Source organism: Pelomicrobium sp. P1, from assembly GCF_052805615.1.
In genome coordinates this window covers 1-22,781 of record NZ_JBRBEM010000018.1, presented here as the reverse complement: position 1 = coordinate 22,781, position 22,781 = coordinate 1, and the positions used below count along the sequence as shown (strand labels likewise).

General features: G+C 70.0%; 23 protein-coding genes and 1 other RNA gene. 6 read left to right on the top strand and 18 right to left on the bottom strand.

Annotated elements, in window-relative coordinates:
• Positions 1 to 5: 5 nt before the first annotated feature.
• The 13 genes from murB to rnpB all read right to left on the bottom strand — a co-directional run bounded on the left by murB (position 6) and on the right by rnpB (position 14,694).
• The gene (gene murB / locus ACUVYZ_RS15550) at positions 6 to 947 is read right to left on the bottom strand and encodes a UDP-N-acetylmuramate dehydrogenase (protein WP_439935358.1); all 942 of its coding nucleotides are present in this window, start codon (positions 945 to 947) and stop codon (positions 6 to 8) included.
• 13 nt (positions 948 to 960) lie between these two features.
• On the bottom strand, positions 961 to 2,382 hold the full coding sequence (gene murC, locus ACUVYZ_RS15545) for a UDP-N-acetylmuramate--L-alanine ligase (protein WP_439935357.1): 1,422 nt from the start codon (positions 2,380 to 2,382) through the stop codon (positions 961 to 963).
• The gene (gene murG, locus ACUVYZ_RS15540) at positions 2,379 to 3,491 is read right to left on the bottom strand and encodes an undecaprenyldiphospho-muramoylpentapeptide beta-N-acetylglucosaminyltransferase (protein ID WP_439935356.1); all 1,113 of its coding nucleotides are present in this window, start codon (positions 3,489 to 3,491) and stop codon (positions 2,379 to 2,381) included. Before murG ends, murC begins: the two co-directional genes overlap by 4 nt.
• Entirely contained in the window at positions 3,488 to 4,651 is a 1,164-nt protein-coding gene (ftsW, locus tag ACUVYZ_RS15535; protein ID WP_439935355.1) for a putative lipid II flippase FtsW, read from the bottom strand. Before ftsW ends, murG begins: the two co-directional genes overlap by 4 nt.
• Positions 4,648 to 6,039 carry a UDP-N-acetylmuramoyl-L-alanine--D-glutamate ligase gene (gene murD / locus ACUVYZ_RS15530; protein ID WP_439935354.1) on the bottom strand — a complete coding sequence of 464 codons (1,392 nt, stop codon included), beginning with the start codon at positions 6,037 to 6,039 and terminating at the stop codon, positions 4,648 to 4,650. Before murD ends, ftsW begins: the two co-directional genes overlap by 4 nt.
• A gap of 324 nt (positions 6,040 to 6,363) precedes the next feature.
• Positions 6,364 to 7,449, bottom strand: coding sequence for a phospho-N-acetylmuramoyl-pentapeptide-transferase (mraY, locus tag ACUVYZ_RS15525; RefSeq protein ID WP_439935353.1), 1,086 nt, complete (start codon positions 7,447 to 7,449; stop codon positions 6,364 to 6,366).
• Between the two features lie 2 nt (positions 7,450 to 7,451).
• A complete protein-coding gene (locus tag ACUVYZ_RS15520) occupies positions 7,452 to 8,831 on the bottom strand; it encodes a UDP-N-acetylmuramoyl-tripeptide--D-alanyl-D-alanine ligase (protein ID WP_439935352.1) in 1,380 nt (459 codons plus the stop codon).
• Positions 8,828 to 10,387, bottom strand: a complete 1,560-nt coding sequence (locus ACUVYZ_RS15515) for a UDP-N-acetylmuramoyl-L-alanyl-D-glutamate--2,6-diaminopimelate ligase (protein WP_439935351.1) — start codon at positions 10,385 to 10,387, stop codon at positions 8,828 to 8,830. The genes ACUVYZ_RS15520 and ACUVYZ_RS15515 overlap by 4 nt, the downstream gene beginning before the upstream one ends.
• Positions 10,384 to 12,120 carry a peptidoglycan D,D-transpeptidase FtsI family protein gene (locus ACUVYZ_RS15510; RefSeq protein ID WP_439935350.1) on the bottom strand — a complete coding sequence of 579 codons (1,737 nt, stop codon included), beginning with the start codon at positions 12,118 to 12,120 and terminating at the stop codon, positions 10,384 to 10,386. The genes ACUVYZ_RS15515 and ACUVYZ_RS15510 overlap by 4 nt, the downstream gene beginning before the upstream one ends.
• Positions 12,117 to 12,404, bottom strand: coding sequence for a cell division protein FtsL (ftsL, locus tag ACUVYZ_RS15505; protein ID WP_439935349.1), 288 nt, complete (start codon positions 12,402 to 12,404; stop codon positions 12,117 to 12,119). The genes ACUVYZ_RS15510 and ftsL overlap by 4 nt, the downstream gene beginning before the upstream one ends.
• Before the next feature lie 97 nt (positions 12,405 to 12,501).
• Complete coding sequence (gene rsmH, locus ACUVYZ_RS15500; RefSeq protein ID WP_439935348.1) at positions 12,502 to 13,431, bottom strand: 16S rRNA (cytosine(1402)-N(4))-methyltransferase RsmH; 930 nt, start codon at positions 13,429 to 13,431, stop codon at positions 12,502 to 12,504.
• A complete protein-coding gene (gene mraZ, locus ACUVYZ_RS15495; RefSeq protein ID WP_439935347.1) occupies positions 13,428 to 13,874 on the bottom strand; it encodes a division/cell wall cluster transcriptional repressor MraZ in 447 nt (148 codons plus the stop codon). Before mraZ ends, rsmH begins: the two co-directional genes overlap by 4 nt.
• A gap of 252 nt (positions 13,875 to 14,126) precedes the next feature.
• An RNA gene (rnpB, locus tag ACUVYZ_RS15490) (RNase P RNA component class A) lies at positions 14,127 to 14,694 on the bottom strand.
• Positions 14,695 to 14,814: 120 nt separating this feature from the next.
• Here rnpB and ACUVYZ_RS15485 point away from each other — a divergent pair.
• Positions 14,815 to 15,327, top strand: a complete 513-nt coding sequence (locus tag ACUVYZ_RS15485; protein WP_439935346.1) for a DUF1269 domain-containing protein — start codon at positions 14,815 to 14,817, stop codon at positions 15,325 to 15,327.
• 44 nt (positions 15,328 to 15,371) lie between these two features.
• Here ACUVYZ_RS15485 and pyrC read toward each other — a convergent pair whose 3' ends face one another.
• Both pyrC and rsmI read right to left on the bottom strand, forming a co-directional pair.
• Entirely contained in the window at positions 15,372 to 16,412 is a 1,041-nt protein-coding gene (gene pyrC, locus ACUVYZ_RS15480) for a dihydroorotase (protein ID WP_439935345.1), read from the bottom strand.
• Positions 16,413 to 16,482: 70 nt separating this feature from the next.
• Positions 16,483 to 17,355, bottom strand: coding sequence for a 16S rRNA (cytidine(1402)-2'-O)-methyltransferase (gene rsmI, locus ACUVYZ_RS15475; RefSeq protein ID WP_439935344.1), 873 nt, complete (start codon positions 17,353 to 17,355; stop codon positions 16,483 to 16,485).
• Between rsmI and ACUVYZ_RS15470 the strand changes: the two genes are divergently transcribed.
• From ACUVYZ_RS15470 to rfaE2, 5 genes are all read left to right on the top strand, one after another.
• On the top strand, positions 17,350 to 18,501 hold the full coding sequence (locus ACUVYZ_RS15470) for a penicillin-binding protein activator (protein WP_439935343.1): 1,152 nt from the start codon (positions 17,350 to 17,352) through the stop codon (positions 18,499 to 18,501). The genes rsmI and ACUVYZ_RS15470 overlap by 6 nt on opposite strands.
• Positions 18,498 to 18,842, top strand: coding sequence for a YraN family protein (locus tag ACUVYZ_RS15465; RefSeq protein WP_439935342.1), 345 nt, complete (start codon positions 18,498 to 18,500; stop codon positions 18,840 to 18,842). The genes ACUVYZ_RS15470 and ACUVYZ_RS15465 overlap by 4 nt, the downstream gene beginning before the upstream one ends.
• A 69-nt stretch (positions 18,843 to 18,911) precedes the next feature.
• Positions 18,912 to 19,502 carry a phosphoheptose isomerase gene (locus ACUVYZ_RS15460; protein WP_439935341.1) on the top strand — a complete coding sequence of 197 codons (591 nt, stop codon included), beginning with the start codon at positions 18,912 to 18,914 and terminating at the stop codon, positions 19,500 to 19,502.
• 3 nt (positions 19,503 to 19,505) lie between these two features.
• A complete protein-coding gene (locus ACUVYZ_RS15455; RefSeq protein ID WP_439935340.1) occupies positions 19,506 to 20,072 on the top strand; it encodes a BON domain-containing protein in 567 nt (188 codons plus the stop codon).
• A 27-nt stretch (positions 20,073 to 20,099) separates the two neighbouring features.
• Positions 20,100 to 20,591, top strand: coding sequence for a D-glycero-beta-D-manno-heptose 1-phosphate adenylyltransferase (gene rfaE2 / locus ACUVYZ_RS15450; protein WP_439935339.1), 492 nt, complete (start codon positions 20,100 to 20,102; stop codon positions 20,589 to 20,591).
• An 84-nt stretch (positions 20,592 to 20,675) separates the two neighbouring features.
• Here the strand turns inward: rfaE2 and ACUVYZ_RS15445 are convergent, their stop codons facing one another.
• The 3 genes from ACUVYZ_RS15445 to ACUVYZ_RS15435 are packed head-to-tail and all read right to left on the bottom strand — an operon-like array spanning position 20,676 to position 22,548.
• Positions 20,676 to 20,822 (bottom strand): hypothetical protein, encoded by a 147-nt coding sequence (locus ACUVYZ_RS15445; RefSeq protein ID WP_439935338.1) that lies wholly within the window; start codon positions 20,820 to 20,822, stop codon positions 20,676 to 20,678.
• Positions 20,819 to 21,556, bottom strand: a complete 738-nt coding sequence (locus ACUVYZ_RS15440; RefSeq protein ID WP_439935337.1) for a type III pantothenate kinase — start codon at positions 21,554 to 21,556, stop codon at positions 20,819 to 20,821. Before ACUVYZ_RS15440 ends, ACUVYZ_RS15445 begins: the two co-directional genes overlap by 4 nt.
• Positions 21,553 to 22,548 carry a biotin--[acetyl-CoA-carboxylase] ligase gene (locus ACUVYZ_RS15435; RefSeq protein WP_439935336.1) on the bottom strand — a complete coding sequence of 332 codons (996 nt, stop codon included), beginning with the start codon at positions 22,546 to 22,548 and terminating at the stop codon, positions 21,553 to 21,555. Before ACUVYZ_RS15435 ends, ACUVYZ_RS15440 begins: the two co-directional genes overlap by 4 nt.
• Between the last annotated feature and the right edge of the window lie 233 nt (positions 22,549 to 22,781).

Below are 22,781 nucleotides of genomic sequence, written 5' to 3'. Positions count from 1 at the left end.
TAGGCTCAAGCGGGCTCGCCGACCACGCGGACCTCCCGCACCAGGCCCACTCCGGTCTGCTGCGCCACCGTGCGCTCCACGGTCTCGATGATGGTCTCGATATCCCGCGCCTTCGCCCCGCCCAGGTTGACAATGAAGTTGGCGTGCTTGTCGGAGACCATGGCGTTGCCGATCCGGTAACCCTTGAGCCCGCAGCCCTCGATCAGCCGCGCCGCGTGGTCCCCGGGGGGATTGCGGAACACCGAGCCCGCGTTGGGGAGGTTGAGGGGCTGGGTAGCCACCCGCCGCGCCAGCAGCCGCTTGATGGTCTGGCGCGAGCGCTCCCCGTCCCCGCGGTTGAGCCGCAGGCAGGCGGAGACGAACCACTCCTCTCCCGCTCCCTCGTCCCTAGCTTTCAGCGCCACATGGCGGTAGCCGATCTGGTAGTCCGCGGGCCGGCGCTGCCGCACCCGGCCGGCCCGGTCGATGGTGGTCACCCGCTCCACCACCTCCCAGGTCTCCGCCCCGTAGCAGCCGGCGTTCATGGCCAGCGCCCCGCCCACCGTACCTGGAATCCCGGCCAGGAACTCGGCTCCTTCCAGGTCGTGCAGGGCGGCGAAGCGTGCCACCTTGGGGCTCGCCACGCCGGCCTCCGCGTACACCAAGCCCTGCTGCGGGTCCCGGGCCTCCAGGGCCAGGGCGTTCAACGCCCGGTGCAGGAGGATCACCGTGCCCCGAAAGCCCCCGTCCCGCACCAGCAGGTTGCTGCCCAGCCCCACCGCCAGCACCGGCTCTTCCGGCGGCAGCGAGCGCAGAAAAGCCCCCAGGTCTTGGAGATCGGCCGGGACGTAGACCCGATCGGCGATACCGCCCACCTTCCAGCTTGTATGCCGGTGCATGGGCTCGGCGAGCCGCAGCTCGCCCTGGAGTCCCTCCCTCGTTCCCGGTTCCAGATCCGCCATGTTCATCCGCACCGACCCATCAAGCGTCGGAAGCGAGTTGTTTCACCAGGGCCGCCGGCACGGTCCCGATGGAACCCGCCCCCATGGTGAGCACCACGTCTCCGTCCCGCGCCACTGCCAGGATCGCCCGGGGAAGCTCCGCCACTGTTTCGACGAAGATGGGCTCCACGCCCCCCTGCACCCGAACCGCCCGGGCGAGGGAGCGCCCGTCCGCCGCCACGATGGGCGCCTCTCCCGCGGGATAGACCTCGGTGAGGAGCAGCACGTCGGCGGAGCGCAGCACTTTCGCGAAGTCCTCGAACAGATCCCGGGTGCGAGTGTAGCGGTGGGGCTGGAAGGCCAGCACCAGCCGCTGCCCCGGGTAAGCGCTGCGCGCCGCCGCCAAGGTGGCGGCGATTTCCGCCGGGTGGTGGCCGTAGTCGTCCACCAAAGCGAACGTGCCACCGGAAGGGAGGGAGAGCTCGCCATAGCTCTGGAAGCGCCGCCCCACGCCGCGGAACTCGGACAAAGCCTTGGCGATCGCCTGGTCGGTGGCGCCCACCTCGAGCCCGACCGCCACCGCCGCCAGGGCGTTCAACACGTTGTGCCGGCCCGGGAGATTGAGGGTGATCTCCAGGTCCCTCGCCGGCCACTGGTGGCGCCGCGGCTCGGGGTGCCGCTTCACGGTGAAGCGCATGCGCCGCCCCTCGACGCGGATGTCCACCGCCTGGACGTTGGCGCCGTCCAGCGTGCCGTAGGTGGTGATGGGCTTGGACACCCGCGGCATGATGGCGCGCACCTGGGGGTCGTCGGCGCACAGGATGGCCATGCCGTAGAAGGGCAGGTGCTGGAGGAAATCGACGAAAGCCTGCCTGAGCCGCTCGAAGTCGTGACCGTAGGTTTCCATGTGGTCCGCGTCGATGTTGGTCACCACCGCCAGCACCGGCTGCAGGAGCAGGAAGGAGGCGTCCGATTCGTCCGCCTCCACCACGATGAACTCCCCCGCCCCCAGGCGCGCGTGGGCCCCCGCCGCCTCCAGCCGACCGCCGATGACGAAGGTGGGATCCATGCCGGCTTCCGCCAGCACGCTCGCCACCAGGCTGGTGGTGGTGGTCTTGCCGTGGGTGCCGGCGACGGCGATGCCCTGTTTGAGCCGCATCAACTCCGCCAGCATAAGGGCCCGGGGCACCACGGGGATGCGGGCCGCCCGCGCGGCTTCCGTCTCCGGATTGCCGTTCTTCACGGCCGAGGACACCACCACCACGTCCGCCGACGCCACGTTCTCTGCCGCGTGGCCGAGTGCCACCCGGGCGCCCAGGGCCGCCAAGCGCTCGGTGACGGGGCTCCCGTGGAGGTCGGAGCCGCTCACCTGGTAGCCCAGGTTGAGCAGCACCTCCGCGATACCGCTCATGCCGGCGCCGCCGATGCCGACAAAATGGATGTGCCGCACTTTGTGTCTCATCCCGCGGCCTCCATGCAGGCTTCGGCCACCCGGCGCGTCGCCTCCGGCTGGGCCAGCGCCCGGGCCCGCTCCGCCATGGCGAGCAGCGCCTCCCGGGTGAGGGCGCGCAGCCGCTCGGCCAGGCCCTCGGGGCTCAACTCCCGCTGGGGCAGGAGTACCGCCGCGTGGCGCTCGCTCAAGAAACGGGCGTTGGCGGTCTGGTGGTCATCCACCGCGTAGGGGTAGGGCACCAGCAGGCTCGCCACCCCGGCCGCGGCGAGCTCCCCGATGGTCAGCGCCCCGGCGCGGCAGATCACCAGGTCGGCTTCCGCGTAGCGGCGCGCCATGTCGTCGATGAAGGGATGCACCTCCGCCTCCACCCCCGCCTCCCGGTAGGCCCGCGCCACCGCTTCCGCGTCCCCGGCCCCGGCCTGATGCACGATCCTGGGCCGTTCCGAGGGCGCAATGGCGGCGATCGCCCGGGGCAGCGTTTCGTTGAAGGCCCGCGCGCCCCGGCTTCCGCCCAGCACCAGCAGGCGCAGCGGCCCCTGGCGGCGGCCGTAGCGCTCGCCCGGCGGCGGCAGGGCCGCGATCTCCTCCCGCACTGGGTTGCCGGTCCACTCGGGCTTCCTCGCTGGCTTGAACAGCCGAGCGAGGGCGTTGGCGCGCCCGGGAGTGGCGTCGAAGGCGTCGGGGAATCCCACGAGAACCCGATCGGCCACGGCCGCCAGCACCCGGTTGGCAAGCCCCGCGATGGCGTTCTGCTCGTGGATCACCAGGGGCCGGTTGAGCAGGGCGGCCATGAGGCCGCCGGGAAACGTGGCGAAGCCCCCCATGCCCAGGACCACGTCGGGGCGCCGCCGGGCCAGCACCCGGGCGCTCTGCAGGCAGGCGAGGACCAGGAACAGGGGTAGCCCCGCCCACCGCAGCGGGCCCTTGCGGCGCACGCCGGAGAAGCGGATCCACTCCATGGGATAGCCCCGCTTGGGGACGATCTCGCCCTCCATTCCGCCCCGGGTGCCCAGCCAGACCACGTTCCAGCCCTGGGTCCGGAGCCGGTCGGCCACCGCCAGTCCCGGGAAGATATGCCCTCCCGTTCCACCGGCCATGATGAGAATGGTCCGGCTCATGCCCGGCTTCCCCTCGCGATTCGACGGACCTCCCAGTCCACCCGCAGCAGGAGGGCGAGGGCCACACAAGTGGCCACTAGGCTGCTGCCCCCGTAGCTCATGAGAGGGAGGGTCAGCCCCTTGGTGGGGAGCACCCCCATGTTCACGCCCAGGTTGATAAGGGCCTGGGCCGCCAGCCACACCCCGATGCCCTGGGCCACCAAGGCGGCGAAGGGCCGCTCCTCCAGGGCCGCGGCGCGCCCCACGGCGAAGGCCCGCAGGGTGAGCCAGGCGAACAGGGCGATCACCAAGGCTACCCCCACGAAGCCCAGTTCCTCGGCGATCACCGCCAGAAGGAAGTCGGTGTGGGCCTCGGGCAGATACAGGAGCTTCTCCACGCTCGCCCCCAGCCCCACGCCGAACCACTCGCCCCGTCCGAAGGCGATGAGGGCGTGGGAGAGCTGATAGCCCTTGCCGAAGGGGTCGGACCAGGGGTCCATGAAGCCCACGATGCGCTGCATGCGATAGGGAGAGCTCCAAATGAGCAGCAGGAAGCCGGCGGCGAGCAGCGCCGCCAGCCCCGCGAACAGGCGCGTGCTCACACCCCCCAGGAACAGGATCGCCATGGCGATGACGGTGATCACGGCGAAGGCGCCGAAGTCCGGCTCGGCCAGGAGCAACGCCCCGGTCGCCAGCATCACGGCGAACATGGGCAGGAAGCCGCGGGCGAGGCTGCCGAGATGGCGCGCTCTGCGCACCGTATAGTCGGCGGCGTAGAGCACCACGAACAGCTTCATGAACTCCGAGGGCTGCACGCTGAAAAAGGGGATCGCGAGCCAGCGCCGACTGCCGTTCACCTCGCGCCCCACGCCGGGCAACAGCACCAGGACGAGGAGGGCCAGGCCCGCCAGGAACAGGTAAGGGGCCGAGCGCTGCCACAGCTTCAGGGGAATCTGGAAGGCGACGGCGCCGGCCGTGAGCCCAACCGCCAGATAGAGGGCGTGGCGCACTAGGTAATAGTGGGCCTGATGGCCGGTCGCCCGGGAGGCTTCCGCGGTGGCGATGGACGCGGAATAGACCATCACCAGCCCCATTCCCGCCAGCAGCAGCGCGCTCCAGAGGAGGGAGGCGTCGTACTCGGGGCTCGGCCGCACGAGCTGGCTTTCGGCGTAGAGCCTCATGGACGCCCCTCCAGCGCCCGCACTGCGGCGGCAAAGACTTCCGCCCGGTGCTCGTAGTTGCGGAACATGTCCAGGCTCGCGCAGGCGGGGGAGAGCAGCACGGCATCCCCTGGGCGGGCTTCCCGGTAGGCGGTGCGCACCGCCTCCTCCATCGTTTCCACCCGCAGCAGGGGCACCGTGCAGCCCGCCAGGGCCTGGGCGAGCCGCTCCTTGTCCCGCCCGAGCAACACCACCGCTCGGGCGTGCCGGGCCACCGGTGCCGCCAGGGGCGCGAAGTCCTGGCCCTTCCCATCCCCGCCGGCGATCAGGACCGCCGGCCGGTCCATGCCGGAGAGGGCCGCCACCGTGGCTCCCACGTTGGTCCCCTTGGAGTCGTCGTAGAAGACCACGCCGCCGATCTCCGCCACCGGCTGCATGCGGTGGGGCAGCCCCCGGAAACGGGTGAGCGCCTGGGCCAGGGGCGCGTCCGGCAGCCCGATGGCCGCCGCCAGGGCCCAGGCGGCGAGCCCGTTGGCGGCGTTGTGGGCGCCCTTGAGGGGCAGCTCGTCCATGGGCAACAGCCGCTTTGCGCCCCGGGCGAGGAAACGGCGGCCGTCCACGGCCATGAGTCCGTAGGCCTCGTCCGCAGGCGGCGCGTCGAGCCCGAAGGTCACCACCGTGCGCCCGGGAAGGGCCATGGCTAGGGTCCGGGGATCCTGGCGGTTCAGGACCTGCACGCCTTCGCCCGCGAAGATGCGCGCCTTGGCGACGGCGTACTCCTCCAGGTCGCGATACCGGTCCAGGTGATCCTCGCTCAGGTTGAGCACCGCCGCGGCGTCGGGCCGCAGGCTTTCGGTGGTTTCCAGTTGAAAGCTGGAAAGCTCCAGCACGTACAAGTCGGGGTGTCCCGCGCCGGAAACCTCCGGCAGGGCGTCCAGCACCGGCAGGCCGATGTTGCCCGCCACCACCGTCGCGAGGCCCGCGCCCTCCCCCATGGCGCCGGCCATGGCGGTCACCGTGCTTTTGCCGTTGGAGCCGGTGATCGCGAGCACCTTGGGCCTGGGGGGAGGCAGCGCAGCGAGGGCCCGGGCGAAGAGCTCCACGTCGCCCACCACCGGCACCCCGGCTTCCCGCACCCGCCGCAGGTGGGGCTCGCTCAACGGTACGCCCGGGCTCACCACCACCAGATCGACTCCGCTGAAAGTCCGTTCCTCGAACGGGCCGAACCTGAGCTCCGCCCCTGGGACCCACTGAGCGATCTCCCTCGCCAGGGGCGGCTCGGGTCGGGTGTCGGCGACGCGAAGGCGAGCGCCCAAGCGGTGGAGATAGCGCACCGCCGAGCGCCCGGTAAGGCCCGCGCCCACCACCAGCACCCGCCTGCCGGCAAGCTCCATGGCCGCTTCATTCATCGCAGCTTCAAGGTGGACAACCCAAAGAGCACTAGCATCATCGTGATGATCCAGAAGCGCACGGGCGGGTTCTGGTGTCGGCCGCGCCCGCGCGCTTCACGCTCGGCTCCCCTCACGTGAGCCTCCCCCGAACCTGCCCGCTCGTGCGCTTCTCCCACGTTCACCTCAGCTTCAAGGTGGACAACCCAAAGAGCACTAGCATCATCGTGATGATCCAGAAGCGCACGGGCGGGTTCTGGTGTCGGCCGCGCCCGCGCGCTTCACGTTCGGCTCCCCTCACGTGAGCCTCCCCCGAACCTGCCCGCTCGTGCGCTTCTCCCACGTTCACCTCAGCTTCAAGGTGGACAACCCAAAGAGCACTAGCATCATCGTGATGATCCAGAAGCGCACGACCACCTGGTTCTCCTTCCAACCCTTGAGCTCGTAGTGGTGGTGCAGGGGCGCCATGCGGAAGATGCGTTTTCCGGTGAGCTTGTAGGAGGCCACCTGCAGCATCACCGACAGGGTCTCCACCACGAACACCCCGCCCATGATGAACAGCACGATTTCCTGGCGCACGATCACCGCGATCACCCCCAGCGCCGCGCCCAGGGCGAGCGCCCCCACGTCGCCCATGAACACCTCGGCCGGGTAGGCGTTGAACCACAGGAACGCGAGCCCCGCGCCCCCCAGCGCCCCGCAGAACACCGCCAGTTCCCCGGCCCCCGGAATGTAGGGGACGCCCAGGTAACGGGAGAACACCGAGTGGCCGGCCACGTAGGCGAAGATGGCCAGCGCCCCGCCGATCATCACCGTGGGCATGATGGCCAGCCCGTCCAGGCCGTCGGTCAGGTTCACCGCGTTGCTCGTGCCGACGATCACGAAATAGGCGAGGATCACGAACCCCACCGTGCCCAGGGGAATCGCCACCTCCTTGAAGAAGGGGACGATCAGCTCGGTCTGAGCCGGCAGGGTGGCCGAATAGGCGAGATAGAGCGCCACCGCCAGGGCGACCGTGGACTGCCAGAAATATTTCGCCCGGGCCGAAAGGCCCTTGGGGTTGCGGTGCACTACCTTGCGGTAGTCGTCCACCCAGCCGATCAGGCCGAAGCCCAGGGTGGCGAGGAGCACCGCCCAGACGTAGCGGTTGGTGAGGTCCGCCCACAGCAGGGTGGTGACCGCGATGGACACCAGGATCAGCGCGCCCCCCATGGTGGGCGTGCCGGCCTTGGCGAGGTGGGTCTGGGGGCCGTCGTCCCGCACCGCCTGGCCGATCTTGTAGGCGGTGAGCTTACGGATCATGGCCGGGCCGACGATGAAGGAGATGATGAGGGCGGTGAGGGCCGCCAGCACCGTGCGCAGGGTGATGTAGCTGAACACGTTGAACGCCCGGACCTCCTGGGCGAGCCACTGAGTGAGGAGGAGGAGCATGTCTACCTCCCGCCCGTCCCGGCGTCGGCGCTTAAGCCCTGCACCACCCGCTCCATGCGCATGAAGCGCGACCCCTTGACCAGCACCGTGACGCCGGGGGCGAGCCGGTTCTCCACTTCCGCGAGCAGCTCTTCGATGCGCTCGAAGTGCCGGGCGCCGGGGCCGTAGGCCTGCACCGCATGCCGGGTGAGCTCTCCCAAGGCATACAGCCCTTCGATGCGGGCCTTCCGGGCGGCACGGCCGATCTCCTCGTGCAGCGGCACCGCGCTCTGGCCCAGCTCCCCCATGTCCCCCAGCACCAGGAGCCGGGTGCCGGGGGCGGCCGAAAGCACCGCCAGGGCCGCCTTCACCGAATCCGGGTTGGCGTTGTAGGTGTCGTCGATCAAGGTGGCCCCGTGGATGGCGGGAAGGCGCTTGAGCCTCCCCGGGATGCCGTGGAAGCGGGCGAGGCCCCGCCCGATGACCTCGGGGGGCACCTCCAGGGCGACCGCCGCGGCGGCGGCAGCCAAGGCGTTGCGCGCGTTGTGCAAGCCCGGCACCGCCAGCCGGGTCCGGACGCGCCCGCTCGGGAGCCTGAGCTTCAGTTCGATCGCCTCCGGTTGCAGCGCCACTTCGGCGCTCACCGCCGCGGGATGGTCCAGCCCAAAATCGATGATCCGGTGCCGGCCGGCCAGCGCCCGCCACAGCTCTGCATGGGGATCGTCGGCGTTGATCACGGCGACGCCCCCGGCCCGCAAGCCCTGGAAGATTTCCCCTTTCGCCCGGGCCACCGCCTCCACCGACCCCAATCCTTCCAGGTGGGCGCGCCCGGCGTTGTTCACCAAGGCGACCGTGGGCTCGGCGAGCTGGGTGAGGTAGGCGATCTCCCCGGGATGGTTCATGCCCATCTCCACCACCCCGTAGCGGTGCCCTTCCCGCAGCCGCAGCAGGGTGAGGGGGACGCCCACGTCGTTGTTCAGGTTGCCCCGGGTGGCCAGCACCGCCTCGGCGGACGAAGCCGCCTCGGCCAGCACCGCGGCCAGCATCTCCTTGACCGTGGTCTTGCCGTTGCTGCCGGTCAGGGCCACCAGGGGAATGGAAAACCGCTTCCGCCAGGCGCGGGCCAGCCGTCCCAGGGCGAGGCGAGTATCCTGCACCACCAGGAGCGGCAGGGGCGCCGCCCCGGCGCCCTCCGTCCAGGCCTGCTCCACCAGGGCCGCCGCGGCGCCCCGCTCGGCGGCGGCGACAACGAAGGCGTGGCCGTCGAAGCGCGGCCCCCGCAGGGCGACGAAAAGCTCACCCGGAGCCACGGTGCGGCTGTCGGCGGAAACGCCGGTGAAGGGCACGTCGGCCCCTTTGAGGGCGCCGTCGACAGCCCGAGCCGCCTGCTGGAGATCCATCATGGCTTCCCGCCTCTCCATGCCGCCAGGGCCCGCCCCGCCACTTCCGCGTCGCTGAACGGCCGCCGCTCGCCTCCCACCTCCTGGTACTGCTCGTGGCCCTTGCCGGCGATCAGCACCACGTCCCCGGGACGGGCCCGCCCGACCGCCTCGAAGATGGCGCCGGCCCGGTCCTCGATCACCCGATGGTTCGCCCCGGCCCCGCCCACGATGTCGGCGATGATCTGGCTCGGAGGTTCGCCCCGGGGGTTGTCGCTGGTCACGATGACCTCGTCGGCGTAGCGAGTGGCCACGGCGCCCATCAGGGGCCGCTTGCCCCGGTCTCGCTCGCCGCCGCAGCCGAACACGCAGATGAGCCGCCCGGCGGGCCGGGCCATCATGTCCCGCAACGCGGCGAGCACCTTGGCCAGGGCGTCGGGGGTGTGGGCGTAGTCGATCACCACCAGGGGCCGATCGCCTCCTCCCAACTGCTGCAGCCGCCCGGGGGCCGGGCGCACCGTCCCGAGGGCGGACAAGGCTTGAGGAAGCGCTATCCCACTGGTGATGAGGGTGGCGGCCACCGCCAGAAGGTTTTCCGCGTTGAAGCGCCCGAGCAGAGGGCTCTCCAGCACGCCGGCACCGGAAGGGGCGCCTGTCTGCCTGCTAGGCAGGCGCACCTCGAGCCGGATCCCTCGCTCAGAAAGTTCCAGCAGATGGCCTCGCACCATGGGCACCCCCAGGCGATCGGCGCTCCAGGCGCCATCGTCGGTCAAGCCGTAGCCCAGCACCGGAACCTCCCCGCCCCGCAGCTCTTCGGCGATGTGGCCGCCGAAGGGGTCGTCCAGGTTGAGCACGGCCCGCTTCAAGCCCGGCCATTGGAACAGGCGCAGCTTCGCCCGGGCGTAGGCCTCCATGGTGCCGTGGTAGTCCAGGTGGTCCCGGGACAGGTTAGTGAACAGGGCGACGGAGAACTCGACCCCGTTCACCCGTTCCTGGACCAGGGCGTGGGAGGAGACCTCCATGGCCACGGCCTGGGCGCCCGAGTCCCGGAACCGGGCCAGGAGCCGCTGCACGGCGACGGGATCGGGGGTGGTGGTGGCCGCCGGCTCCAGCGCCCCGGGAAAACCGCTGCCCAGGGTGCCGATGACCGCCGCCGGGCGCCCGGCCGCCGCCAACGCCTGGGCGATCCAGTGGGTGCAGGACGTCTTGCCGTTGGTCCCGGTCACCCCGATCACCGAGAGCACCCGGGACGGATGACCGTAGACGTGGGCCGCGAGCCAACCCGCCATGCCCCGCAAGCCGTGCACACCCCGGTTGGGAACCCGCCACGCCGGGTCCCAGCGGAAACCCTCCCTTTCCCACAACACCGCCGCCGCGCCCCGGGCGATCGCCTGGGGGATGTAATGGCGACCGTCCTGGCGCTCGCCGGGATAGGCGAGAAACGTGTCCCCCGGCTCGAGAGCCCGGCTGTCGATGCACACGCTCTTCACTTCCACGCCGAGACCCTGCAGGGCTTCCTGCACGGGCGCCGGAAGCCCCGCGAGACCGCGATCATCGGCGCTGAGCCGGGCGCAGTTCACACTTCCTCCCGCACGAGGACCAGCTCCTCCGGGGCGAGCAGCCCTGGATCCATGGGGGCGTCGGGCGGCACGTCCAGCATCCGCAGGGCCCCCTCCACCACCCGGGCGAAGATCGGGGCGGCCACCACCCCGCCGTAATATCCCCCCGCCCGGGGCTCGTCCACCATCACCGCCACCACCAGCCGGGGGCGGCTCGCCGGGGCGAAACCCACGAACGAGGACACGTAGAGGTCGGGAGCGTAGCGGCCGTCCACCAGCTTGTGGGCGGTGCCGGTTTTCCCCGCCACCCGGTAGCCCAGCACCCGGGCGGACGGCGCCGTGCCGCCGGGCTGGACCGCCAGCTCCAGCATGTCCCGCACGGCCCGGGCCACCTGGGGCGAAAACACCCGCTCCCCGGCCGCCGGCGCCTCCGCCTTGAGGAAGGAGACGGGCAGGAGCCTGCCGTCGGTGGCAAACACCGTATAGGCGCGGGCGAGCTGCAGGAGGCTCACCGAGATGCCGTGGCCGTAGGATAGGGTGGCCTGCTCGATGGGGCGCCAGCTCTGGTAAGGGCGCAGCCGGCCGCTCACTTCTCCCGGGAAACCCGATCCCGAAGGGGTGCCGAAACCCACCCGTTCCAGGGTGCTCCACAATTCCTTGGCCGGCAACGCCAGCGCCATCTTGGCCGCGCCCACGTTGCTCGACTTCTGCACCACCTCGGCGACGGTGAGAATGCCGTGGGGGTGGGCGTCCCGCACCGTGGCCGGGCCGATGGTGAGGGATCCGGGCCGGGTATCGATGGGGGTCGCACTCCGGTAGCGGCCGGAGGCGAGGGCCGCCGCCACGGTGAAGGGCTTGAGCGTCGAGCCCGGCTCGAAGGCGTCAGTCACCGCCCGGTTGCGCACCCGGGAAGGCTTGGCCTGGGCCCGGTCGTTGGGGTTGTAGCTGGGCACGTTGGCCAGGGCCAGCACCTCGCCGGTCACACCGTCCAGCACCACGATCCCGCCGGCCCGGGCCCGATGCTTCTCCACCGCCTGCTTGAGCTCCCGGTACGCCAGGTACTGGATACGCCGGTCCACCGAGAGGGTGAGATCCTGCCCCGGCTTTGGCTCCCGCAGGCTCCGCACGTCCTCCACCACCCGGCCCAGCCGGTCCTTGATCACCCGCCGGCTGCCGGGCACGCCCTTGAGCAGATCCTGGTAGGCCAGCTCGATCCCCTCCTGGCCGTCGTCGTCCACGTTGGTGAAGCCGATCAGATGGGCCGCGGCCTCCCCGGACGGGTAGTAGCGGCGGTACTCCCGCTGCAGGAAAACCCCTTCGATCTGGAGCGCGGCCACCCGAGCGGCGGCCTCCGGAGAGAGATGTCGCTTCAAGTACACGAACCCCCGGTCCGGGTTTTCCCGGATCCGGGCGAGCAGCGCCCGGGGATCCATCTCCAGGATGGCGGCCAGCTTGCCCAGGACGCTCCCCTCCTGGGGCACATCCTCCGGGCTTGCCCAGACCGATTCCACCGGCGTGCTCACCGCCAGGGGCTCCCCGTGGCGATCCAGGATCCGGCCCCGGTGGGCGCTCACCTCCACCACCCGCAGGAAGCGCGCCTCCCCCTTTTGCTGCAGGAAGTCCGTCTTCACCGCCTGGAGGTAGGCGGCCCGCCCGGCGAGCCCGGCGAAGGCGGCGAGAAACAGCATGAGCACCAGGCTGGCCCGCCAGCGCGGCAGCCGCAGCCCGTACCCGGTCAGGTTCTCCGGGGTCATCGCCTCTCCTCGGCCGCCCCGGGGGCAAGGCGCAGGACCCGCACCCGGGAAGGCGGCGGCGGCTGCATGCCCAGGCTCTTGGCGGCCAGCCGCTCGATGCGGGCATGGGTCGCCCAAGTGCTCTGCTCGAGCTGGAGCTGGCCCCATTCCTCGTCCAGGCGCTTAGCTTCCCGCCGTTCCTTCTCCAGCTCCGCAAACAGCTTGCGCGCCTTGTGTTGCCCGGTCACAACACCCAGCGCGCAGGCCAAGAGAACCGCGAACAGGATGAGATTCAAGCGGGTCAAGGCGAGCCCCCGGCCGACTCGAACGAAGCTGGGCTCGTAGGGCGCGTCGTTCCCATGTTGGAGATCCTTCGCGGCATGGAATTCGAAGGCAGGAGGGTCATCCCAGGCGCTCGGCGGTCCGCAGGATCGCGCTGCGGGCGCGGGGGTTGGCCGCCACTTCCGCCGGGCTCGGTCGCACTGGCCGACCGACGATGCGCGCCCGGGGGGCGGGCAGCTCGTCGGCGCGCAGGGGCAGCCGCGCCGGGATCCCGCCGGGGCGCGCGACGGTCTGCAGGAAGCGCTTGACGATCCGGTCTTCGAGGGAATGGAAGCTGATCACCACCAACCGTCCTCCGGGATTGAGGAGCTCGAGGGCCTGCTCCAGTGCTAACGGCAGCTCCTCAAGCTCCTGATTGATGAAAATCCGTAAAGCCTGAAAAGTCCGCGTCGCGGGGTCCTGACCGGGCTCCCGCGTCCGGACAGCCTGGGCCACGATGGCCGCGAGCTCCCGGGTCGTCGCGATGGGCCTGCGTGCTCGAGCCGCAACAATCGCTCTTGCAATCTGTTTAGCAAACCGTTCTTCGCCATAGCGCTTCACCACCTCCCCGATTTCTCGTTCCGTTGCCCGGGCGAGCCACTGCCCCGCGCTCATGCCTTCCCCTGGATCCATGCGCATGTCCAGGGGTCCCTCCAGCCGGAAGCTGAATCCCCGGGCCGCGTCTTCCAGCTGGGGCGAAGAGACCCCCAAGTCGAAGAGCACCCCATCCACCCGCTCCACCCCCAGCGCCCGCGCCGCTTCCGCGAGGCGCGAGAACCGGCTGTGGACCGCTTCCAGCCGGGGATCCGGGAAGGCCTTCGCGGCCCGCACCGCCTCGGGGTCCCGGTCCAGGGCGATCAGGCGCCCTTCGGATCCCAGGCGGGCGAGGATGGCCCTGCTGTGCCCCCCGCGGCCGAAGGTGGCGTCCACGTAGACGCCCGCCGGCCGGATGCGTAACGCCTCCATCGCCTCGTCCACCAGGACGGGGCGATGGACCGGGGCCTCGCTCACAGGGAGAATCCATCCAGCTCCGGCGGAATCCCGCCGTCCTTGAAAGCCAGCGCCTCCTCCATCAACCGATCCCACTGCTGGGCGTCCCACAGCTCGAATTTGTTCCCCTGGCCCACTAGCACCACGTTCTTGTCCAGACCGGCGAATTGGCGCAGCGGCGGTGGTACGAGGAAACGGCCAGCCGAGTCCAACTCGGCGTCGTTGGCGTTACCCACGAGCAGGCGCTGCAGCGTGCGCGTCTTGGGGTTGAAGCTGGACAGGCCGTTCAGCTTGCGCTCGATGGGCTCCCACTCGGGAAGGGGATAGATCAGAAGACAGCGGCTCGGATCCGCGGTGATGACCAGCTTGCCGTCGCACTGGGCGAGCAGGCTCTCCCGGTAACGGGCGGGCATGGCGAGCCTCCCTTTGCCGTCCAGGCTGAGCTGGGCAACCCCGCGGAACATGACATCCCCTTTGCGCCATGGCGAAATCTCCCACTTTTTCCCAGATTCCGCCACTTTCTCCCACTTCTCCGCACTATAGGAGAAAAAAGATACCCGGTCAAGCGCAAGACCCTGGGTTTCTGTTTTTTCGACAAACACTTAAAGCTGCGCCGGGGATGCCCGCACGACGGGGATTTCCTTGCCATTTGAAGCGGATAGAAAGGATCCGGGGGGGCGGCCGATGCTTAGGGCATCGCGGGCGAAAGAAAGGAAAGGAGAAGCTGGCCGATAAGCCGGGTTCTGTCAGGGAGGGATTCCTCCCTGGGCAGCCATTCCTCTAGGCGCCGGGTTGCCCCGACGCTCTAGCGGCCTACCCGGGAACGACAGCGCGGGCCACGCTCGAGTCCCCCTATTTGGCCTTGCTCCGGATGGGGTTTGCCGTGCCGTCCGTGTTACCACGGACGCGGTGGGCTCTTACCCGCGGCCGGCTCGCGCCGGCCGCCGCGCCTCGTCGAGACGACGCGCACCGTTTCACCCTTGCCGGCGTGGATCGGTTCACGCTTGGGCGGTTTGTTCTCTGTTGCACTCCGGCCTGAACGAAGCCTGCCGGCCCGAAGGCGCTTCAAGGCGCCTCCTCCACCGACCTTCGGGGTCAAAGGGCTGCTCCAGCCTTTTCCCCACGTCCACCCACAGGCTCGTCTGCGCCGAAGTATCGCGAGGGTCGCGACACTTTCCATGGCCTCACGGCCTCCGGCCATTAGCCGGCATCCTGCCCTATGGAGCCCGGACTTTCCTCTCCCCGGGGATGGAACCCCCAGGCAGCGGCTGCCTGGCCAGCTTCCCATGAAATGATACCACCGAATTCTTGACTAATTGAGTAGGCTTAACTAGCCAAGAAGTAGGAACGGCGCGCCCGTTGGGCGCGCCCCGATCGTTGGAACACGGTCCAAGGAGGCAACCGATGAGACGACGGCTCTATTTCGTGCTGCCGGACGTGGCATCCGCCCGCAAGATGCTGGACGATCTGCTCCTTGCCAGGATCGAAGAGCGCCATATCCGTTTCCTTGCCAAGCGGGGCACCCTTCCGCCCGATTTGCCCGAGGCGACGGTATTCCAGAAAACCGACCTGGTGCACGGCGCCGAGCTTGGCATGGCCATCGGTGGCGTGGCGGGGGTGCTCGGGGGCCTAGTGGTGGTCTTCTTCCCGCCCGAAGGCGTGTCCCTGCAGCTCGTGACCATCCTGGTGACGGCCCTGCTCGGCGCCCTTTTCGGCGCCTGGGTGGCGAGCCTGGCCGCCTCGGCGGTGCCCAACTCCCGCTTGAAGCCCTTCGAAAAGGACATCGAAGCGGGCAAGGTCCTGATGATCGTGGACGTGCCCTTCCGCCGCACCCACGAGATCATGGAGCTGGTCCATCGCACCCATCCCGAGGCGAGCGACCACGGAGTCGAGCCCACCTTCCCCGCCTTCCCGTAATTCGAAGAAACCCGGGCCTGCCCATTGGCAGGCCCGAAGCCGGCTCAATCGGCGATGCGCCAGGCGATCCGCTCGCCGGCCCGCAAGGGAATGACCGCATCATCGCCCAGGGGGTAAGCCTCGGGCACGCTCCAGGGCTCCCGCACCAGGGTGAGGGTGCTCGGGTTTCTGGGCAGCCCATAGAACGCGGGCCCGTGGAAACTGGCGAAGGCTTCTAGCCTCTCCAGCGCCCCCGCCGCCTCGAACGCCTCCGCGTAAAGCTCCAGGGCGGCGTGGGCCGTGTAGATCCCGGCGCAGCCGCACGCCGCCTCCTTGGCCCGGCGGGAATGGGGGGCGCTGTCCGTGCCGAGAAAGAACTTGGGCTCCCCGCTCACGGCCGCGGCGATGAGCGCCTGCCGGTGGCGTTCGCGCTTGAGCACCGGCAAGCAATAGTGGTGGGGCCTCAATCCTCCTTCGAACAGCCGGTTGCGGTTCATGAGCAGGTGATGGGCCGTGATGGTGGCCGCCACCCGGGGGGGCGCCTGGCGCACGAAGCGCACCGCCTCCTCCGTGGTGATGTGCTCCAGCACCACCTTGAGCCGAGGATGGCGTTCCACCAGGGGCGCCAGCACCCGGTCGATGAAGACCGCCTCCCGGTCGAACACGTCCACCGCCGGGTCCGTCACTTCCCCGTGCACCAGCAGCGGCATGTTGAGGCGAGCCATCTCCTCCAGCGCTTCCTCGCAGCGGCGCACATCGCTCACCCCCGCTTCCGAGTGGGTGGTGGCGCCGGCGGGATAGAGCTTCACTGCGTACACCGCTGCGCTCTCCCGGGCCTCCCGGATGTCCGAGGCGCGGGTGGCCTCGGTGAGATAAAGCGTCATGAGGGGAGTGAAATCGACCCCCGGGGGGCACGCCGCCAGGATCCGCGCCCGGTAGGCGAGGGCCTGGGCCGCCGTGGTAACAGGGGGCTGCAGGTTGGGCATCACGATGGCGCGGGCGAAGCGGCGCACGGTATGGGGCAGCACCGCCGCGAGCGACGGCCCGTCCCGCAGATGCAGGTGCCAGTCGTCCGGGCGGGTGAGGGTCAGGCGATCCACGGGCATTCTGAAGGACAGGACGGCGCCATTATACGGCGGGCGGTCGAGCGCCGGCCGGCCACAGCGGCTGGTGCAGCTACGCCTCCCGCCCCCGCTTCATGGCCCTCGCCTGGACGTACAGGGCCTGCCGGTCACTCCCCGTCAATTTGGCCGCCACCGCGGCGGCCCGACTCAAGGGCAGCTCTTCCACCAGGGCCGCGAGAAGGCGCGCGGCGTCCAGGGGAACCGAAGGCTCCTCCCGAGGCCCGCGTCCGTGGACGATGAGGACGAACTCCCCGCGCACACGAGCCGGATCGGCCTCGAGCCAGGCCGCGAGCTCCCCCGCGGCGCCCTCGCGAAACGCCTCATGGACCTTGGTCAGCTCCTTGGCCAGGGTGATGGGGCGCTCCTGGCCCAGGACTTCCCCGATGGCCCGAAGGCTCGCCACGATGCGGTGGGGCGCCTCGTAGAACACGATGGCAAAAGGAAGCGGGGCCAGGGCGGCCAGGGCTTCCCGGCGCGCCTTGGGCCGGGCGGGAAGAAACCCGTAAAAGAGGAACGGCCCATCCGAGAGGCCGGCGGCGGAAAGGGCGCACACCGCGGCGTTCGCCCCCGGCACCGGAACGACCGGGTAACCGCTGCGGCGCGCCTGCGCCACCAGGTGCGCACCGGGATCGCTCACGGCGGGCGTGCCCGCGTCGCTCACCAGCGCCACCGAATGGCCGGCTTCGAGCAGGCTCAAGACCGTTTGCGCGGCCCGCCGCTCGTTGTGCTCGTGAAGCGCGAGCAAGCGCTTCGACAGGCCGTAATGCGCAAGCAACCGGGCGGTCACCCGCGTGTCCTCGGCGGCCACCGCCTCCACCGCGGTCAGCACGTCGAGCGCTCGAAAGCTCAGGTCGCGAAGATTTCCCACGGGGGTGGCCACCACATATAATGTGCCTTTCGCGGGCTCGGCGTCCTTCGAATGCAACGTCTGTTCCTGCTCCTTGCTGCGCTCGTCCTCGGACTATACGGCAACCCCGCCGCCCCCGCCAACGAACATCGCCCCTTCTTCGAAACGCCCTGGAACGCCCCCCGCATCCTCCAGGCCACGGCGGGCACCGACGGCGGTGGACAGGCAGGCGCTTGGGGCACGGTCGCCCACGTGGCGCTGCTGCTGCCCCTCAAGTCCGCCGACTTCGCCCCGGCGGCGGAAATGGTGCGCCTGGGCTTCCTGGTGGCGGCGGAAAGTGACAAGAAGGCGGCCTTTCCCGTGCGCGTGTATCCCACCCGAGCGGACACCGGCAGCATCCTCACCGCCTACGAAGACGCGGTCCGCAACGGCGCGGCGACGGTGGTGGGCCCCCTCACCCGGGACGGGGTCGGGACCCTCGCGGCGAGCGGCCTAGTAAGCGTGCCCACCCTGGCGCTCAACACCATCGACGCGCCCGGCGTCTCCCTGCCTCGGGAGCTTTATTTCTTCGGGCTCAACGTGGAGAGCGAGGCCCGGCAGGTGGTGCAGCTCGCCTTCACGCCGCAGCGCTCCAGGGCTTTCGTGATCAGCGCCGACACGGGGCTCGCCCGGCGCGTGCACGAGGCCTTCGTGCGGGCCTGGCTTGCCGCAGGCGGCTCGGTGGCGGGCGAGTTCTTCCCGCTTTCCGGCGGCCCCGAGGCCTGGGCTGCGCTGCGCCGCCACGCAGCCGCCCCCGACGGCATCGTCTTCCTCGCCCTGGAGCACGACAAAGCCCGGCTGATCCGCCCCTATCTGGACCCGGCCATGCCGGTTTTCGCCACGTCCCTGGTCTACGCCCGCGCCAACGACCCGGTGGGGAATTTCGACTTGAACGGCGTGCAGTTCGTGGACATGCCCTGGCTGCTCACCCCCGGGCATCCTGGGGTTATGGCCTATCCCCGGCCCAATCCCGCGGTGAGCGTGGACCTGGAGCGCCTCTACGCCTTGGGGATAGACGCCTACCGGCTGTCGCTGGAAATCGCTCGCCTGCCCGAGCCCGGCACCCTCCGCCTCACCGGGGTCTGCGGCGAGCTGCGGCTCAACGAGGAGCGCCAGTTCGAACGCCTGCTCCTGCCCGCCCAGTTCGACGGCGGCCAGGTGCGGGTGCTGCGGAGGCTGCCATGACCCTGGGCCGCGGCCGGGACGCCGAGCGCCGCGCCGCGCGCTGGCTCGAGGGCCAAGGGCTCGCCCTGGTGGAATCCAATTACCGTTGCCGCTTCGGCGAGATCGACCTCATCATGCGCGAGGGCGCGCAGCTCATCTTCGTGGAGGTGCGCATGCGCGCCCGGCCGGGCTATGGCGGAGCGGCGGCCAGCATCGACCGGCGCAAGCGCGAGAAGCTCGTGCGGGCGGCGCGCCATTACCTGTCGCGCCTCCCGCAAGCGCCGGCGTGCCGCTTCGACGCGGTGCTGATGGACGGCGAAGGAGAGCCCCAGTGGATACGGGCGGCGTTCGACGGCGAGTAAAGGAGTGCGCCTCGAGCCGCCGCCCCGCCTCCGGACGACATTCCCTTCCCTTTCTATGACTTTGCCCCCATGGACCTGATCAAGCGCATCAACGGTCACTTCACCGAGAGCGCCCGGCTCAAGCTGGAAGCGGTGCACGCGCTGGCGGCGCCCATCGCCGCCGCCGCCGAGCGCATGGCCCAGTGCCTGACCCGAGACGGCAAGATCCTCGCCTGCGGCAACGGCGGCTCGGCGGCCGACGCCCAGCACTTCTCCGCGGAGCTGCTCAACCGCTTCGAGATGGAGCGGCCGGCGCTGGCCGCGGTGGCCCTCACCACCGATTCTTCCACCCTCACCTCGATCGCCAACGATTACGCTTTCGTCGAGGTGTTCTCGAAGCAGGTGCGCGCCCTCGGGCGTGCGGGCGACATCCTGCTCGCCATCTCCACCAGCGGCAACTCGCCCAACGTGATCGAAGCGATCAAGGCCGCCCACGAGCGGAACATGGCCGTGGTGGCCCTCACCGGGCGCTCCGGGGGCAAGATGGCGGAACTTCTGCGCCCTTCCGACATCCACCTTTGCGTCCCGAGCCAGAGCACCGCCCGCATCCAGGAGGTTCACATCCTGGCGCTGCATTGCCTGTGCGACGCCATCGACTGTCTTTTACTGGGAGTGGAGTAACCGATGCATAAAAACCTCATCCTCGTCGCCCTTGTCCTGCCCCTGGTCTCGGCCTGCGCGCCGGCGGTGATCGCCACCGGCGCGGGGGTCGCCGCCTACTCGGCCGTGGACCGGCGCACCACCGGCGTGCAGGTCGAAGACCAGGCCATCGAGCTCAAGGCCGCCAACCGCATTAGCCAGAAGCTCGGCAACCGGGTGCACGTCAGCGTGACTAGCTTCAACCGCCACGTCCTGCTCACGGGGGAGGCGCCGACGGAAGAGCTGCGCCAGGAAATCGAGAACATCGTGCGCGGAGTGGAGAACGTGCGCGCGATCACCAACGAGATTGCCATCGCCAACCCGAGCTCTTTCGCCTCCCGCTCCAACGACACCTACATCACCTCCAAGGTCAAGGCCCGCTTCGTGGACAACGGCGTGTTCAATCCCCTGCATGTGAACGTCACCACCGAAAACGGGGTGGTCTATCTCATGGGGCTGGTCACCCGGAAAGAGGCGGAAAAGGCGGTGGAAATCGCCCGCACCACCGGGGGAGTGCGGAAGGTGGTCAAGGTGTTCGAATACCTGGACTGACCCGAGAAAGCGGCCGCAGGCCCCCCCATGTCCGCCGCCCCGCCCGGCTTCGAGGCCAAGATCTGCCGGCCAGACGAGCTCCCTTCCCGGCTTGCCGCCATGCCCCGCCCGCTGGTGTTCACCAACGGGTGCTTCGACCTGCTGCACCGGGGCCACGTCACCTACCTGGCCGAGGCCAAGTCCTTGGGCGCGAGCCTGCTGGTCGCCTTGAATACGGACGAGTCGGTGCGACGCCTGGGCAAGGGGGACGAGCGTCCCATCAACCCGCTGGAAGACCGTATGGCGGTGATCGCCGCCCTGGGTTGCGTGGACCTGGTGACCTGGTTCGACGAGGACACGCCCCTTGCCCTGATCCTGCGGCTCCGCCCCGAGGTCCTGGTGAAAGGGGGCGACTGGCCGGTGGAAGGCATCGTGGGGGCACGGGAAGTTTTGGGCTGGGGCGGGCGAGTGGTCTCCATCCCGTTCCACTTCCACCGCTCAACCACCGCCATCATCGACCGCATCCGCGGCCGGCGCTGACGGGCCGCAAGGCGACCGGCGCCTTCCTGACCGCCCGCGCCCTTTACCCCGAACCGGGTAAATCCCCAGGGGCCCGGGCGAGTTTCACGACACAGGAAGAATGCGGATTCTCTCCGGGTGGAGCTGTTGCTGGAGCAGTTCCGGCTCCCCTCCCCCGCCGGACGGCCCCAGCACCAGATAGCCGGCCAGCGCCAAGTTGGCGGCGAGGAGCCACCAGAACAAGGACCTCATGGGCCGGCCTCCTCCTGGGCGATGCACACCACGCCTTCCAGGACCAGGTGCTCGACGATCTCCACGGGCAGCCTCAAATGGGCGCGAACCAGCTCCCCGTCTCCGCCGGCCAGCAGGATCGAAGGCGGTGCCCCCAGGTCCTCCTCGAATCGGGCCGCCACGTGTTCCACCGCCCCCACCAGGGCAACCAGCGCCCCGCTGTAGACCGCGTTGGCCGTATTCTTCGGATACCAATCGAATCGGCCCGGCCCCCGGTCGAGGGCGGCGGAGCGCTCCGCCAGGGCTTGGCGCATGAGGGCGTGCCCCGGAACGATCATCCCGCCGCGAAAATGGCCCTCGTCGTCCAGCATGTCCACCGTCATCGCGGTGCCGGCGTTCACCACCAGGCAGGCACGTCCCCGCCGCCGCCAGGCGGCGATCACCGCGGCCCAGCGGTCCGCCCCCAGTTGTCCCGGATCGGCATAGCCGTTGCTCACCCCGCACTGGAACGGCCGCGGGAGGATCTCGATCAGCGCCGCGCCCCAGTGGTCGGCGAGCCGGCTCGCCGCCGTTCCGGTCTCGGGCCCGGCGACGTTGCAAATGGCCACCCGCTCCGGGCGCGTGAACCGTCCCGGCAGCTCGCCGAGCACCGCCGCCGCATCCGTCGTAGCTCCGGACCCCAAGGCTGCCCAGCGCCTGCCATCGTGCAGCCCCCATTTGATGCGGGTGTTGCCCGCGTCGATGGCGAGAATCAAGGGCGTCCCTCCCCATCGACCGCGGGCCGCAAGCTCACCTCCCCGGCGGCAAGCCGCCGGCGCCCTCGGCCCGTGTCCAGGATGAGCTCGCCCCCCTCTCCCACGCCCCAGACGATCCCCTCTTCGGCCCGGCCGTCCGGCATCGTCACCCGTACCGGCCGGCGGTGATACGCGTGCAGGGCCTCCCATTCGCGGCGCCGGGGCGCGAACCCTTCCGCCGCGAATCGCTCGAGGGTCGAGTTGAGCTCGATCAGCAGGGCCGCCAGCAGCCGGTTGCGATCAGGCCTGAAGCCCAGGACCGACGCCAGGCCGGCCACCGGCTGCCCGGCCCGCACCGCCAGGTCGGCGGGCACTTGCAGGTTGAGGCCGACGCCGATGACCGCCGCGGTCGGCCCCAGAGCGTCCCCCTGCACTTCGATCAGGATGCCGGCCAGCTTCCTGCCGCGATGCAAGAGGTCGTTCGGCCACTTGAGCTCGATCCCCCGGGCGCCCTGTCCCTCCAAGGCCAGGGCGATGGCCAGCCCCACCGCCAGACTCAAGCCTCCGAGCGCACCGGCGCCGCGCTCGAACCGCCACAGCAAGGAGAAAGCGAGAGAGCCCCCCAGCACCCCGTACCAGGGGCGCCCCGCCCGTCCCCGTCCAGCCGTCTGCACCTCGGCGGCAAGGGTCAAGCCGTGGGGCGCTCCCAGAGCCGCCCGGGCAAGCAGCTCGGTGTTGGTGGAAGCCACGCAATCGAGCACCTGCAGCGTAAGCGGCACGCCGGCCTCAGCCAGCAGGCGTTCGATGATCTCCTCGTCGAGCCATTGGATCGGCTCGGCCAACTGATATCCGTGCCCCGGCACTCGATGGACCTGGATCCCCAGTACGTCCATGTCCCGCAGGGCGTTCCACACCGTGCCGCGGGAGACGCCCAGCTCGCGGGCGATGGCTTCACCGGAATGAAAGCGCCCGTCCGCCATCAGGCGCAACACGGGCAAGCTCAGGGGCTTCATGATCCCCAACCGTTGCTCCCCCGGCACTTCGGCATCATCTCAGGGCGTCTTCGTGAAATATCCGGGCTTAAGCTTAGGGAGGGAGGGCAAGACGTGTAAAGCCGCAGCCCCGGCTCAAAATGCCGAAGGCCCCGTGAGGGGCCTTCGGCGCTTTGTGGGGGTGCCTGGCGGTGACCTACTTTCGCGGGGGATAGCCCCCCACTATCATCGGCGCGGCGCCGTTTCACGGCCCT